Below are 15236 nucleotides of genomic sequence, written 5' to 3'. Positions count from 1 at the left end.
AACTGAGCGCCTGGCCGGTCTGGGTGAACCTGACGGCGGCGGGGGTGGTCGTCTTCTTCTTCGTGGCCGCCATCGCCGCCTACATCAGCCACGGCGCGCGCCGCGACACCGTCAACCAGTTCGAAAACGCCGACGGGCGTCTCGTGCTGGCGATGGCGGCCACGAAGAAGAAGACGACCACCCCCGCCGCCGTCAGGTTCACCCAGACCGGCCAGGCGCTCAGTTGCACGAACACCGCGAGCAGCAGCGTCGCGAACGAATACAGCAGCGCCGCCCGATGCGCGATGTCGACGTAGGGATGCGCGAGGTGGTTCTCCGACGCCATCATCTCGCGGTATTTCCACACGCCCAGCACCAGCGCGAGCAGGAAGATCAGGCCCGCCGCCAGCAGGGTGATCTTGGTGTCCATTCCGAGGGAGCCGCAGACAGCAGTCATCGTGAGCTTGAGTTTAGTTGTCCTTCATAAACACCGACTAACGTCGACGGCATGCGATTCGCGTTCAAGACTTCCCCGCAGAACACCACCTGGGCACAGATGCTCGCCGTCTGGCAGGCGGCCGACGACATCGAGGTCTACGAGTCCGGGTGGACGTTCGACCACTTCTACCCGATCTTCTCCGACAGCAGCGGGCCCTGCCTGGAGGGCTGGACGACGCTGACCGCCCTCGCCCAGGCCACCAAGCGGCTCCGGGTGGGCACCCTGGTCACCGGGATCCACTACCGCCACCCCGCGGTCCTGGCCAACATGGCCGCCGCCCTCGACATCATTTCGAACGGACGGCTCGAGCTGGGCATCGGCGCCGGCTGGAACGAGGAGGAGTCCGGCGCCTACGGCATCGAACTGGGCAGTATCAAGGAACGCTTCGACCGCTTCGAGGAGGCGTGCGAGGTGCTGACCAGCCTGCTCAGCCAGGAGACCACCGACTTCGACGGCAAGTTCTACCAGCTCAAAGGCGCCCGCAACGAGCCCAAGGGCCCGCAGCGCCCGCACCCACCGATCTGCATCGGCGGCAGCGGGGAAAAGCGCACGCTGCGCATCACCGCGCGCTACGCCCAGCACTGGAATTTCGTGGGCGGTCCGCCCGACGTCTTCGCCCACAAGCGCGACGTGCTGGCATCGCACTGCGCGGACATCGGCCGCGACCCCAAGGAGATCACGCTCTCGGCCCACCTGCGCCTGGAGCCGGATCTGAATTACGGGAAGGTCATCGAGGACGCGGCCGGGCTGGCCGCCGAGGGCTTGGATCTGGGCATCGTCTACCTGCCGCCGCCGCACGACCCGGCCGTGCTCGAACCGCTCGCCGAGGCGATCCGCGACTCGGGCCTATGGGAGCGGTGACGACGCCTTTGGGGCGGCCCGGCGGAAATCCCGCCGGGCGCATGTTGAGCAAACCCGCGGCGCGCCGCTGAGCGCGCCGAACGGGCGGTCACGCACCGAACAGCAGCAAGTCCTGGGGGGTCACCAAGCGTTCGTGCTTGGCGGGGAACTCCCGACTTTTGACCGGGTGACGCAACCATGACCAGGCGATTCGCCCCATCCGTGACTGAGGTAATGGGTGGATATGCACAAGAATCTCTCCTGCGATCGGTCGTTCAACCGGGAAACCGGTGTGACCCCCATGTGAGCGGGCTCACAACGGGTTATTAGACACCCGGCGGCTGGCAAACAGTGGGAGACGCGCCGGACGAAGTCCGGCGTGTTTCTGGTGTGACTGGTGTTACTACTGAAGCGGTACCGCGGTGGGCTTGACCGGCGCCGGCAGCGCCGTCGACCCCATCAGGAAGCGGTCCGTCGCGGCCGCGGCCGCCCGCCCCTCAGCAATCGCCCAGACGATCAGTGACTGGCCACGCCCCATGTCACCGGCAACGAAGACGCCCGGAACCGACGTGTCGAAATCGGCGCCGCGGGCGACGTTGCCCCGCTCGGTGAGCTTGACCTCGAGGTCGGTCAGCAGGCCCTCCTTCTCGGGGCCGACGAAGCCCATCGCCAGCAACACCAGGTCGACCTCGAGTTCGAATTCCGAACCCTCCACCTTGACGAACTTGCCGTCCTCCATGGTCACCTCGTGCGCCTTGAGCGCCGTCACGTGACCATCCTCGCCGACGAACTCCTCGGTGTTGACCGAGAACACCCGCTCGCCGCCCTCCTCGTGCGCCGAGGACACCCGGTACATCAGCGGGTAGGTCGGCCACGGGGTGGACGGGGCGCGCGTCTCCGGCGGCCGCGGCATGATCTCGAACTGGTGGATGACGGTCGCGCCCTGCCGGTGGGCGGTGCCCAGGCAGTCGGCGCCGGTGTCCCCGCCGCCGATGATGACGACCTTCTTGTCCTTGGCGGTGATCGGCGGCTGCCCGTCGGGGCCCAGCACGTCGTCGCCCTCCTGCACGCGGTTACCCCACGGCAGATACTCCATCGCCTGGTGGATGCCGTCCAGTTCGCGGCCGGGGATGGGCAGATCGCGCCCTGCAGTGGCGCCGCCGGCCAGCACCACGGCGTCGAAGTCGGCGCGCAGCTGCTCGGCGGTGATGTCCACGCCGACGTTGACACCGGTGCGGAATTCGGTTCCCTCGGCCCGCATTTGGTCCAGCCGACGGTCCAGGACACGCTTTTCCATCTTGAATTCCGGGATGCCGTAGCGCAGCAGGCCACCGATGCGATCGGCCCGCTCGAAGACGGTGACGGTGTGGCCGGCGCGGGTCAGTTGCTGGGCGGCGGCCAGACCCGCCGGCCCGGAACCGACCACGGCGACCTTCTTGCCGGTCTTCTTCTCCGGCGGCAACGGTCGCACCCAGCCCTCGTCGAAGGCCTTGTCGATGATCTCCAGCTCGATCTGCTTGATCGTCACCGGGTCCTGGTTGATGCCAAGCACACAGGCCGGCTCGCAGGGGGCCGGGCACAGCCGCCCGGTGAAGTCCGGGAAGTTGTTGGTGGCGTGCAGCCGCTCGATGGCGTCGCGCCACCGGTCCCGGCGCACCAGGTCGTTCCACTCCGGGATCAGGTTACCCAGCGGGCAACCGTTGTGGCAGAACGGAATACCGCAATCCATGCAACGGGTCGCCTGCTCGCGCAGGGTCTCGTTGTCGAACTCTTCGTAGACCTCGCGCCAGTCGCGCAACCGCAGCGGGACAGGCCGACGCTTCGGCAGTTCCCGATGCGTGTATTTCAGGAAGCCGCTCGGATCAGCCATGCGCGGCCGCCATGATCGCCTTGTCCACATCCACGCCGTCGCGTTCCGCTTCGGCGATGGCCTGCAGCACCCGCTTGTAGTCCCGCGGCATCACCTTGGTGAAGTGCCGCCGGTGTTGCGCCCAGTCACCCAGAACGCGCTGACCGACAGCGGAATCGGTGGCATCAACGTGCGCCTGAATCATGCCGTGCAACCACTCGTAGTCATCGTCATCCAAGCTCTCGAGCTCGACCATCTCCGCGTTGAGATTGCCTGGGAATTCGCCCTGCGGGTCGTAGATGTAGGCCACGCCGCCGGACATGCCCGCCGCGAAGTTGCGGCCGGTGCGACCGAGGACGACAACCTTGCCGCCGGTCATGTATTCGCAGCCGTGGTCGCCGACGCCCTCGACGACGGCGTGCGCACCGGAGTTACGCACGGCGAACCGCTCGCCGACTACGCCGCGCAGGTACGCCTCGCCGCTGGTCGCGCCGAACAGGATCACGTTGCCGCCGATGATGTTGTCCTCGGCCACGTAGTCCGCCGGCGCGTCGTCCGACGGCCGCACCACGATCCGGCCACCGGACAGGCCCTTACCGACGTAGTCGTTGGCGTCGCCGTAGACGCGCAGCGTGATGCCCCGCGGCACAAACGCACCGAAGCTGTTGCCCGCCGAGCCGTCGAAGGTGATGTCGATGGTCCCGTCCGGCAACCCTTGGCCGCCATAGGCTTTGGTGACCTCGTGGCCGAGCATGGTGCCCACCGTGCGGTTGACGTTGCTGATGGTCGTGGAGAACCGCACCGGCTTCCCGGAGTCCAGCGCCTCGCGGCTCATCACGATCAACTGCTGATCGAGCGCCTTGTCCAGGCCGTGGTCCTGGCGCGAGCTGCAGTACAGGTCCTGGTTCATGAACGCCGATTCCGGCTCGTGCAGAACCGGGCCCAAATCCAGCCGGTGCGCCTTCCAGTGGGCCCGGGCCAGCGTCATGTCCAAGGACTTCACCTGGCCGACGGCCTCATTGATCGTCCGGAAGCCCAACTGCGCCATGTATTCGCGCACCTCTTCGGCGATGAACATGAAGAAGTTCTCGACGAACTCGGGCTTGCCGGTGAAGCGTTCGCGCAGCACCGGGTTCTGGGTGGCCACCCCGACGGGGCAGGTGTCCAGGTGGCAGACCCGCATCATGATGCAACCGGAGACCACCAGCGGCGCGGTGGCGAAACCGAATTCCTCGGCGCCGAGCAGCGCGGCGATCATCACGTCGCGGCCCGTCTTGAGCTGACCGTCGACCTGAACCACGATCCGGTCGCGTAACCCGTTGAGCAGCAACGTCTGCTGCGTCTCGGCCAGCCCCAGCTCCCACGGCGCCCCGGCATGCTTCATCGAGGTCAGCGGGGTGGCACCGGTGCCGCCGTCGTGCCCGGAGATCAGCACCACGTCGGCGTGGGCCTTGGACACCCCCGCGGCCACCGTGCCGACGCCGTTCTCGGAGACCAGCTTGACGTGCACCCGCGCGGCCGGGTTGGCGTTCTTGAGGTCGTGGATCAGTTGCGCCAGGTCCTCGATGGAGTAGATGTCGTGATGCGGCGGCGGCGAGATCAGTCCCACGCCGGGCGTCGAGTGGCGCACCTCGGCAACCCACGGGTACACCTTGTGTCCCGGAAGTTGGCCGCCCTCACCGGGTTTCGCGCCCTGGGCCATCTTGATCTGGATGTCGGTGCAGTTAGTCAGGTAGTGCGACGTGACGCCGAACCGCCCGGAGGCGACCTGCTTGATCGAACTGCGCCGCCAATCACCGTTGGGATCGCGGTCGAAGCGCTTGACGTCCTCGCCGCCTTCACCGCTGTTGGAGCGGCCGCCCAGCCGGTTCATCGCAATGGCCAGCGTCTCGTGCGCCTCGGCGGAGATCGAGCCGTAGCTCATCGCCCCGGTCGAGAAGCGCTTGACGATTTCACTGGCGGGCTCGACTTCGTCCAGGGGAATCGGGGGATTGATCCCGGCCCGAAACTTCAGCAGGCCGCGCAGCGAGGCCATGCGCTCGCTCTGGTCGTCGACGAGGCGCGTGTAGTCCTTGAACACCTTGTACTGGCCGGTGCGGGTGGCGTGCTGCAGCTTGAAGACGGTCTCGGGGTTGAACAGGTGGTACTCGCCCTCGCGGCGCCACTGGTACTCCCCGCCCACCTCGAGCTCGCGGTGCGCCCGCTCGTCCGGGCGGTCCAGGTAGGCCAGCGCGTGCCGGGTGGCGACGTCCGCGGCGATGTCGTCCAGGGTGATACCGCCGATGGGACAGCTCAAGCCGGTGAAGTACTCGCTGAGCACGTCCTCGGAGATGCCGACCGCCTGGAACAGCTGGGCACCGGTGTAGGACGCCACAGTCGAAATGCCCATCTTGGACATCACTTTGAGCACGCCCTTGCCGGCGGCCTTGATGTAGTTGCTCAGCGCCGCCTTGCGGTCGATGCCCTCGATGACGCCGCGATCGAGCATGTCCTCGATGGACTCGAACGCCATGTAGGGGTTGATCGCCGCGGCGCCGAAACCGATCAGCGCGGCCATGTGGTGCACCTCGCGGGCGTCACCGGTTTCCACCACCAGCCCCACGTGGGTCCGGGTGCGGTCGCGCACCAGGTGGTGGTGCACCCCCGCCACCGCGAGCAACGACGGGATCGGCGCCATCCGCTCGTCGGATTCGCGGTCGGACAAGATGATCACGCGCGCGCCGTCGGCGATCGCCGCCGACGCCTGCGCGCGCACCTCCTCGAGCGCGGCGGCCAGCCCGGCACCGCCCTCGGCGACCGGGTACAGGCAGCGAATCACCTTGGAGCACATGCCATGTGGACGACCGTTGACCTCGTCATCGGGGTCGAGGTTGATCAGCTTCGCCAGCTCGCGGTTACGCAGAATCGGCTGCGGCAGCGCGATCTGGTGACACGAGCGCTCGGTCGGCGTGAGCAGGTCGCGCTCGCCGCCGGTGGTGCCCTGCAGGCTGGTCACCACCTCCTCGCGGATGGCGTCCAGCGGCGGGTTGGTCACCTGCGCGAACAGCTGCTGGAAGTAGTCGTAGAGCATCCGGGGTCGCTGCGAGAGCACCGCGACCGGGGTGTCGGTACCCATCGACCCGATCGGCTCCGCGCCGCTGCGCACCATGGGCGCCACCAAGAGGTTGAGTTCCTCGTAGGTATAGCCGAATATCTGCTGCCGCTTGACCAGTCGGTCGTGGGGCATCCGCTTGTAGTTGCCCTGCGGCAGGTCGTCGAGCGGGACCTGGTTCTTGTCCAGCCATTCCTGGTAGGGGTGCTCGGCGGCCAGCTCGGCCTTGATCTCCTCGTCGGAGACGATGCGGCCCTGCGCGGTGTCCACCAGGAACATGCGGCCGGGCTGCAACCGCATCCGGCGGACCACCTTGGCGGGGTCCAGATCCAGCACACCGGCCTCGGAGGCCATCACCACCAAGCCGTCTTCGGTGACCCAGATCCGCGAGGGGCGCAAGCCATTACGGTCGAGCACCGCGCCGATGATGGTTCCGTCGGTGAACGTGATCGACGCGGGGCCGTCCCACGGCTCCATCAACGAGGCGTGGTACTGGTAGAACGCCCGCCGCGCAGGATCCATCGACTCGTTGCGTTCCCACGCCTCGGGGATCATCATCAACACAGCATGAGCGAGGCTGCGCCCGCCCAGGTGCAGCAGTTCGAGCACCTCGTCGAAACGCGCGGTGTCGGACGCCCCCGGGGTACAGATGGGGAACAGCTTCTCGACGTCGGCTTCGGTTCCGAAGATGTCGGTCTTGATCAGCGCCTCGCGGGCCCGCATCCAGTTCTCGTTACCGGTGACGGTGTTGATCTCACCGTTGTGCGCGACGCGGCGGAACGGATGCGCCAGCGGCCACGACGGGAACGTGTTGGTGGAGAACCGGGAGTGCACGATGCCCAGCGCGCTGGTCAGCCGATCGTCTTGCAGGTCAAGGTAGAACGCCTTGAGCTGCGGGGTGGTCAGCATGCCCTTGTAGACGAACGTCTGACCGGAAAGGCTTGGGAAGTACACGGTTTCGCGGCCGGGACCGTCCTGACCGGGGCCCTTGGTGCCCAATTCGTGCTCGGCGCGCTTGCGCACCACGTAGGCGCGGCGTTCCAGCGTCATGCCGGACGCGCCGGCCATGAACACCTGCCGGAACGTGGGCATCGCGTCGCGGGACAAGGCGCCCAGCGACGAGTCGTCGATGGGCACGTTGCGCCAGCCCAGCACCGTCAGGCCCTCGGCCTCGGCGATCTTCTCCACGGCCGCACACGCGGTCGCGGCGTCCTTCGACGACTGCGGCAGGAACGCGATGCCGGTGGCGTAGCTGCCCGGCGGCGGCAATTCGAAGTCCACGACCTCACGCAGGAAGGCGTCCGGGACCTGCAGCATGATGCCGGCACCGTCGCCACTACGCGGCTCGGCGCCCTGGGCACCCCGGTGTTCGAGGTTCAGCAGCGCAGTGATTGCCTTGTCCACAATGTCGCGGCTACGGCGGCCGTGCATATCGACGACCATGGCAACCCCGCACGCGTCGTGCTCGAACGCGGGGTTGTATAACCCGACGCGCTTGGGCGTCATATGCACCTGACCCTTCACCTGAACGTTCTGCGCGGCCGTTAGCAGCGGCCCCGACGAGGTCGCACCCTTAGGTTGCGGGCTATGACCCCTTCGGTCTTGTCTCGATGGGCTGTGCCCCAGGCGGAGATACTCCTGTTAGGGACGTCCGTGCAGCTCTGAACGGTGGCCTGGAACCGGTCTCGACAAGTCGTAAAACGATATGACAATACCCGCCTGACATGCCAACTTCGTCAAGTCTAGCCGCCAGCTGGCAGCGTCGTAAATTTCGCTGCCGGCGGTGAACCCCAATTCTGCCCACCGCCGGGCCGGGGCGCCGAATTGGTTGCATAGCTGGGCCTATTCCAGGCGGCCCGGTGCGTCGGCAGGCCGCCATGTCAAGTTTGCTGGCGAGTGCGTACAGGCCCCTTGGAGAGGTCGCCGTCACGGGTACTAGCGTGCTCAGCGGCCACCCCGTGGTCTCGTAAGGTTTCGCCAGCTCACGCGGGCGAGTTTGCAGGTTCGCGCATCCGGTGCCGCAGGAGATACTGGACGGGTATTGGTCAGACCCGGCGTCGCAGGCCGGACCGTGGCGCTTATCACGTCACGGCCGCGCCGCCGCCGGACCACCGGCACGACTGATCGACCGCCTGGCACCCGAGGAGCCCATGAACGAGCGCGACGAATTCCTGCGGGACCGTCTGCAGCCCGAGCGGCCTAACGCCCCGCGCCCGCCCGCTCCCTCCCCACAGCGACCCGCCGCGGCGCGGCCCCGCCGTCGGCTCCCCGGCGAGGACATGAAGACCCGCGGCATTGCGGCCCAGCCGCGCCACCACATCGTCGAAGGATCGCAGGTTCTTGTCGGCGGTCAGCTCCCAGAACGAGCCCGTCGACGCCGGATCGATCCGGCTGCTGAGCCGTCCGAACGCGGTGTCGGCGTCGATCGCGACGACGTGGTCTTGCCTGCGCAGCGCGGCGAACAGCGAGCCCACGCTCGCGGCCACCGACGTCTTGCCCACGCCCCCCTTGCCCAGCACGCCGACCTTGTAGTTGCCGTACAGGCGGGTCCGGATGGCCGCCTCGAACTGGGCCTCCTGTCGCTGGGCCGGCGACGGGCCCAGGTTGACCAGCCCGAAGGTGATCAGCCGCAGGACTCGTCGCCAACCGCGATCGGGTAGCTCTGCGGGCGCCTGCGGTGGCGCGGCGGCGGGCGGGGCCGGCTGGGGGGATGACACCGCGTTCGGACGGCTCAGCAGCCGGATCGATCCGGCGTCGACGGGCTCGTTCTGGGAGCTGACCGCCGACAAGAACCTGCGATCCTTCGACGATGTGGTGGCGCGGCTGGGCCGCAATGCCGCGGGTCTTCATGTCCTCGCCGGGGAGCCGGCGTCGGGGCCGCGCCGCGTGCTCGATCCCGCGATCTACCGGGAAGCCGCGCTGCGACTGGACCGCCATTTCACGATCTCCGTCATCGACTGCGGTTCGACCATGGACGCGCCGCTCACCCAGGAGGTCCTGCGCGACCTCGATGCGCTGATCGTGGTGTCCTCCCCCTGGGCCGACGGCGCATCCGCAGCCGCGCGGACCATGGAGTGGCTGGCGGATCAGGGCCTGGCCGCGCTGTTGAGCCACACCATCGTGGTGCTCAACGATTCCGACGGTCATGCCGACAAACGCACCCGCGCGTTGCTCGCCCGCGAATTCACCGACCATGGCCGGCCGGTGATCGAAGTGCCCTTCGATCCCCACCTGCGGCCCGGCGGCGTGATCGACGTGGGTCACGAGATGGCCCCGGCCACGCGGCGCAAATTCCTCGAGATCACCGCGACCATCGCCGGATACTTCGCGGCGCGTCCGCACGGCGGCGCAGACCACGCGGGCATGCCGAACTAAGCCCGCGCCGACGGGTCGGCGATCGCCTCGATCTTCATGACCCGGGCCCCGCGGATCGTCAGCACGATGACGGCGAACAGGCGGCGCTCGCTGAAGGCCAGCAGCACCGGTCCCCCGACGGGGCCGCTGACCAGGGTCACGTCCGGCCACAGGTAGCGCAACAGGTTGGTGGCCACCGCATCTGGCCCGTGGTTGATCTGCTGTGGCGGCGCCGGGTCCGCGAGGATGGTGCCCACGCCCCACACCGTCGGATCCAGGACGGCGGCCAACGCTTCGAGGTCACCGTTGGCGCATGCGGTGATGAACTTCTCGGTCACCAATTGGTGTTCGGCCGATGCGACTTCACTCAATTTCGGTTGTGCCGCATGGAATTTCGTGCGCGCCCTGCGCGCCAGCTGGCGGCAGGTGCCGGCCGGGCGGCCCACGGTCTGCGAGATCGAGTCGAACGGGACGCCGAACACGTCGTGCAGCACGAAGGCGACCCGCTCAGCGGGGCTGAGCCTGCGCAGGACTTCGAGCAGGGCGGTGCGGATCTCGTCGTCGAGCGTGACCCGGTCGGCCGGGTCGAAGCGGCCTGGCGCCGGTTGCTCCGCAACCTCTCCGGGCCGTTCGTATCGGGCGCGGGCCGAACGCACCTGGTCCAGGCACAGCCGGCTCGCCACCACGGTCAGCCAGCCCCGGGCGTCCTCGATCTCGCTCACGTCGGCGCGCGAGAATCGCAAAAAGGCCTCTTGCGCAACGTCTTCCGCGTCGCCGATGTCGCCCAGCATCTGGTAGGCGAGGTTGACCAGGTATGGGCGGTGCCGACGCCAGGCCTCGCCGACCTGATCGCCGGTGGACTGCGACTGGTTCATGACTCTTCGACGATCTGCTGGGGCGAAAAGTTACACGTTCTGCCGGGTAACTTTCCCACCTTTTGCCTCGTCGTTTCTCCCAGTGCACAAAGTTCACGGAAAGGATGCTCGTCATGACCATCGTCGTCACCGGTGCGACCGGCAACGTCGGCCGCCCACTCGTCACCGAACTGCTCGCCGCGGGAGCCCGCGTGCGGGCGGTCACCCGGCAACCGGGGCCGGCCGGATTTCCACCCGAGGTGGAGGTGTTCGGCTCGGCCGCCGAGGCGCTACCCGGTGCCTCCGCGGTCTTCCTGAATTCGCGGGCGCTGGGTGTGCAACTCGAAGACGTGGTGGCCCGGTGCGGGCCCGCCGGTGTCAGCAAGCTGGTGGCGTTGTCGGCGATCAACGCCGACGACGACGTCGCCCGGCAGCCGTCCCGGTTCCGCGGCGACCGCAACCGGGAGGTCGAGCGCGTCGCCGTCGACTCCGGTTTGGACTGGGTCAGCCTGCGGCCCACGGTGTTCGCCACCAACTTCGCCGGAATGTGGTCGGCGCAGATCCGCGCCGGCGACGTGGTCGCCGGACCCTACGCCGCGGCATCGGCCGCCCCGATCGTCGAGAGCGACATCGCCGGCGTCGCGGCGCACGCTCTGCTCACCGACGAGCTTGCCGGGCAACGCATCCCGCTGACCGGTCCGCAGGCCTTCACCAACGCCGAGCTGGTCGAGGTCATCGGCGCCGTCCTGGGCCGGCCGCTGCAGTACCTCGAGATCCCCGCCGATGCCGTGCGGCAACGATTCGTCGGGTTGGGCTTCAGCGCCGGATTCGCCGACGCCTACCTCGCCATGCAGGCCGAGACGCTCGACAACCCGGCCCTGGTCACCCACGACGTGGAGAAGATCCTCGGTCGGCCGCCAGTCCCGTTCGCGCACTGGGTTTTCCAACACCGAGCGATGTTCAGCAACGAGAAACAAGGAGTCTGAGATGACCGATCCACGCCCCCCGCGCTACCTCAAGCCCATGAACAAGTTCATGATGGCGGTCCAACGGTTGGGCATCCCGACGGGGCCCGCCATGGTGCTCACCGTGCCCGGCCGCAAGTCGGGCCAACCGCGCCGAACCCCGATGACGCCCTTCAACTTTCGGGGCGGCCTCTACGTCGTGGCCGGTTACCCCGGCGCCGACTGGGCCGCGAATGCGCGGGCGGCCGGCACCGGCACGCTGAGCCGCGGCCGACGGTCACGCCCGGTGCGGATCGTCGAACTCTCCGCCAGCGAGGCGCGACCGGTGCTGCGCGCCTTCCCCACCGAGGTCCCGGTCGGGGTGGCCTTCGCCAAACGTTCGGGCATGGTGCGGGACGGCACCCCCGACGAGTTCGAGGCCCTGGCGGGTCGGTTGGCCGTTTTCCGCTTCGAACCGGCCTAGCCGCGTCACCAGACGATGGCCGCCATGTCGCGGTTGTCCGAGCACACGCTGCGCACCGCGGCCTGGATGTCGGCCGAGGTGATGATCTGCAGATCCTCGACCGTCACCGGTTGACCCGCCCGCTTTTGCGCCACCACCCGGGTGTCGCGGAAACCCTCGGCGCGCTCCACGACGTTGCGGGCGAACCTACCGTTCTGCATGGCGTCGATGCCGTGGCGTCCGCCCGGGGTGGTGTAGTTGCGGATCGTCGTCGCCGCGTCCAGGAACGTTTCTTTGGCGCCATCGTCGAGCAGGCTGGCGCGCGGCGTGGCGTAGCGGTGCGCGATCTCGACGATCTCCGCCGGCGAATAGGACTCGAAACGCAGCTTGCGGTTGAACCGGCCGGCCAAACCCGGGTTCACGGTGAGGAAGGCGTCCACCTGATCTTCGTAGCCCGCCCCGATGAAGCAGAAGTCGAACCGGTGCACTTCCAGCGCCACCAGGAGCTGGTTGACGGCCTCCATGCCGATCATGTCGGGCGTGCCGTCCTGATGGCGCTCGATCAGCGAGTAGAACTCGTCCATGAAAATGATTCGGCCCAGCGACTTTTCGATCAGCTCGTTGGTTTTGGGCCCCGATTCGCCGATGAAGTGGCCGCAGAAATCCGACCGGCGCACCTCGCGGATCTCGGGGTGGCGCACGATCCCCATGCCGGCATAGATCTTGCCCAGCGCCTCGGCGGTGGTCGTCTTACCGGTACCGGGCGGACCCACCAGCAGCATGTGGTTGGTCTGACCCTCCACCGGCAGGCCATGCTCGAGCCGCATCATCCGCACTTCGAGTTGGTCCTCCAGCGCCGCGACCGCTTGCTTGACCGCGGCCAGTCCCACCTGCTTGGCCAGCAGCTTGCGGCCCTCGGCCAACAGCTCGGCGCGCACGTCGGCGGCGGCGGCGTCGTCGAGTTCGTCGCGGCTCTTGGCCGACGAGGCGTCCCATCGATCGGTGCGGCTGTTGATGGTTTCCTCGTCGGTGACCACCAGGTGCAGGTTCGGGTCGGCCAGTGCCTCTTTGGCCGCCTCGGTCAGGACGCCGTTGATGGTGGCCTTGGACAGCCATATCTGGGCCTTGTCCTCCTCGCGCAGCTGACGGTGCACCATCCCCCGCACATAGGCCAGATCGGCGACCAGTAGCGGAATGTCGGCCGGTCCGATCGACGCGGTCAGCACATCGGCGTCGAAGCGCGACGACGACTGGGTGTGCCCGATCACGTCGACGCGGTCCAGCCAGTCCAGCGCCACCCGGCCCTGCCCGAGGTGGGCGGCGGCATGGGCGGCCAGCGCGCAGATCGACGCGGTCACCGCCGACATGACGATGGCCTGGGCGGGCAACTCGTCGGCGGCGGCCAGCAAGACGTCCGGCCAGCGTTGGGTCCGGTACATCAAGAACGTGCGGGCCAGCTGGTGCCACTGATAGTTGGTCCAGGAATCGAGCAGGTCACGGTTGGCCAGCAACCGGTCCGCCTCGGCGTACTCCCCGGCGATCGTCAACGCGGACGCCAACGCCAGCCCGACCTGTGACGCGTCGGTGACGGTGATGCCGATGTAGGGACCCAGCTGGATCTCGGCAGCCAGCGTCTGCCCGATGCGCGTGGTCTCGCGGTGCAGCCATTCGCTGGTGGCGTAGAGCTGCCGCAACGACGCCAGGTCGTTGTCACCGCACGCGATGCGCCCCAACCAGGCGTCGGCCATCGACGGGTCGGCGTCGGTGGCAGCGACGAACTCCGGCAGCGCCGCCGCCCGGCCCTGCCGGCTCTTGATCGCCATGGCACGATCGAAATGCCTTCGGGCGGTTTGCAAATCACCCATCACAACCCCTCGCGGCACTGCGCTCATCACACCGTGCCTCAAACTCGTGTTTCTGACCTGCTACGTGCCGACCGAGATGCCCACCGGCTCGAGACTGACGTAGCGGTTCTCGGCGCGGAACATGTCCATCTCGACGAGCCAATTCTCTCCTGCTGCACTGACGTTGACCACCGCCGGCCCGAGTTGCTCGATGATCACCTCGAAGCCGTTCCGATGCGCCTCGGAGAGCTGGGCCCCCGCGGGGGCGATGGTGATCACCGTCGCCGGTCGCGGGGTCGGGGAGATCGCCGCCTCGATACCGCCGCCCTCGAGCGCGCCCGCGCCGCCCCCCCGTCGCGGGGCGTACTCGACGACGCTGACGGTGGTCCGCGGTGCGGGACGCGGGCTGTTGACCACGCTGATCTCCGGCATGCGCACGCTGATCCAGCGCGACATGTCGCGGGTGTGCACGCACACCCGTTCGCCGGCGCCGGCGGTCCGGATCACGATCCGCTTGGCGATCGGGTCGTCGGCGGCGACGAACACGCGCGACAGCTCACCGGCGTCGGTGACCGGCACCAGCAGCCGGTCGCCGTTGCTGAGCTTGCCGATCAGCACGCCCGATGGTCCGATCTCGGTGATCAGCTCGGCCGGCAACGGGCTGCGCCGCAATCCACGCAGGTGCGGACGGGGGCCACACATGTTGGCGGCCGCCGCGGCGGCCTGCTCGCCGTTGAGCCGGCGCAGGATGACGCTGGGCGGCGTCGGTGCCGGCGTGGGTGTGCGCACGGTGATGGTGGCGGTGCACGTGGCGTCTGGGAAGACGGTCACGTTCTGGATGACCTCGTCGGCGCGCAGCGTCCACGCCTGCGAGAGGTTGCGTGACGTGATCGCCTCGGCCGGATACGCATAGGTGGTCATCCAACCCGCTTCTCCGCGTATGGCTTTCCACCGCTGCACGGTGCCCGACACCGCGTCCCACCCCAGCCGGCGGTCGAGCTCGACGAGGTCGGTGGCGGTGGCCACCTTGGCGCGCAGCCCCTGGCAGCGCAACAGTCCGGCGATGCGTTGTGCGACCGAAATGGCCGCCGCGCCAACGGTCGTGCGCCAGAACAGGGCTTGGGCGTTGTCGATCACCGCCAGCCGCATGATCAGCCACGTCTCACGCCGGCCCGCGTAGGGCGGGGTTCCGATCTCGGAGTCGTAGACACGCGGAAAGTCCCCGATAGTGCCGTGCCGGGAGCCGATGGTGACCACGCTGATCGAATCGAGCTGCAGGCCAAGCGCCTGGCGCAGCATCGGCACCAATTCGACGATGTCCAACACGTTTTCGGTCTCCACGCTCACCGAGCCGGTCACCCTGGTGGCTCGGTGACCTCTGCCCAGCAACTGCACCGCGACCACGGCGACACCGTCTTGGACGCGGACGCCGCCACCGGATCGGTTGTTGGCCACGGTGATCGGGGCCGTCCAGTCGATCGGGCGCCGGCCACGCCGCCACAACACGGCCCACGACCAC

General features: G+C 68.1%; 9 protein-coding genes and 2 pseudogenes. 4 read left to right on the top strand and 7 right to left on the bottom strand.

Annotated features, from left to right (window positions below; all coding sequences use genetic code 11):
- Window positions 1-145 precede the first annotated feature (145 nt).
- Window positions 146-436 (bottom strand): annotated as a pseudogene (locus A5622_RS24360) (hypothetical protein); the annotation flags it as partial.
- A 51-nt stretch (window positions 437-487) separates the two neighbouring features.
- Here A5622_RS24360 and A5622_RS24355 point away from each other — a divergent pair.
- On the top strand, window positions 488-1339 hold the full coding sequence (locus A5622_RS24355) for an LLM class F420-dependent oxidoreductase (protein WP_066881735.1): 852 nt from the start codon (window positions 488-490) through the stop codon (window positions 1337-1339).
- Between the two features lie 382 nt (window positions 1340-1721).
- Here the strand turns inward: A5622_RS24355 and A5622_RS24350 are convergent, their stop codons facing one another.
- The 3 genes from A5622_RS24350 to A5622_RS24340 all read right to left on the bottom strand — a co-directional run bounded on the left by A5622_RS24350 (window position 1722) and on the right by A5622_RS24340 (window position 9047).
- Window positions 1722-3188 carry a glutamate synthase subunit beta gene (locus A5622_RS24350; protein ID WP_066863761.1) on the bottom strand — a complete coding sequence of 489 codons (1467 nt, stop codon included), beginning with the start codon at window positions 3186-3188 and terminating at the stop codon, window positions 1722-1724.
- Window positions 3181-7764, bottom strand: a complete 4584-nt coding sequence (gene gltB / locus A5622_RS24345; protein ID WP_066881733.1) for a glutamate synthase large subunit — start codon at window positions 7762-7764, stop codon at window positions 3181-3183. Before gltB ends, A5622_RS24350 begins: the two co-directional genes overlap by 8 nt.
- A 575-nt stretch (window positions 7765-8339) precedes the next feature.
- On the bottom strand, window positions 8340-9047 hold the full coding sequence (locus tag A5622_RS24340; RefSeq protein ID WP_369829253.1) for a hypothetical protein: 708 nt from the start codon (window positions 9045-9047) through the stop codon (window positions 8340-8342).
- On the opposite strand from A5622_RS24340, the pseudogene A5622_RS24335 reads away from it, so the two are divergent.
- Window positions 8971-9633, top strand: a pseudogene (locus A5622_RS24335) (MinD/ParA family protein); the annotation flags it as partial. The gene A5622_RS24340 and the pseudogene A5622_RS24335 sit on opposite strands and share 77 nt — an antisense overlap.
- Here A5622_RS24335 and sigI read toward each other — a convergent pair.
- Window positions 9630-10487: an RNA polymerase sigma factor SigI gene (sigI, locus tag A5622_RS24330; RefSeq protein WP_066881731.1), complete on the bottom strand. Its 858-nt coding sequence runs from the start codon at window positions 10485-10487 to the stop codon at window positions 9630-9632. The pseudogene A5622_RS24335 and the gene sigI overlap by 4 nt on opposite strands.
- 113 nt (window positions 10488-10600) lie before the next feature.
- On the opposite strand from sigI, the gene A5622_RS24325 reads away from it, so the two are divergent.
- A complete protein-coding gene (locus tag A5622_RS24325; RefSeq protein WP_066881737.1) occupies window positions 10601-11452 on the top strand; it encodes an NAD(P)H-binding protein in 852 nt (283 codons plus the stop codon).
- A gap of 1 nt (window position 11453) precedes the next feature.
- Complete coding sequence (locus A5622_RS24320; RefSeq protein ID WP_066870112.1) at window positions 11454-11894, top strand: nitroreductase family deazaflavin-dependent oxidoreductase; 441 nt, start codon at window positions 11454-11456, stop codon at window positions 11892-11894.
- Between the two features lie 5 nt (window positions 11895-11899).
- Here the strand turns inward: A5622_RS24320 and eccA2 are convergent, their stop codons facing one another.
- Window positions 11900-13738, bottom strand: a complete 1839-nt coding sequence (gene eccA2, locus A5622_RS24315) for a type VII secretion system ESX-2 AAA family ATPase EccA2 (protein ID WP_197499471.1) — start codon at window positions 13736-13738, stop codon at window positions 11900-11902.
- A 60-nt stretch (window positions 13739-13798) separates the two neighbouring features.
- Window positions 13799-15236: type VII secretion protein EccE (gene eccE, locus A5622_RS24310; RefSeq protein ID WP_066881729.1), on the bottom strand; the 1438-nt coding region annotated here is incomplete at its 5' end.

Origin of the sequence: Mycobacterium sp. 1245801.1, from assembly GCF_001673055.1 — a bacterium.
GTDB lineage: Bacteria > Actinomycetota > Actinomycetes > Mycobacteriales > Mycobacteriaceae > Mycobacterium > Mycobacterium europaeum_A.
Note: the sequence above shows the minus strand (reverse complement) of the source record. Positions and strands in the feature narration are given on the sequence as shown.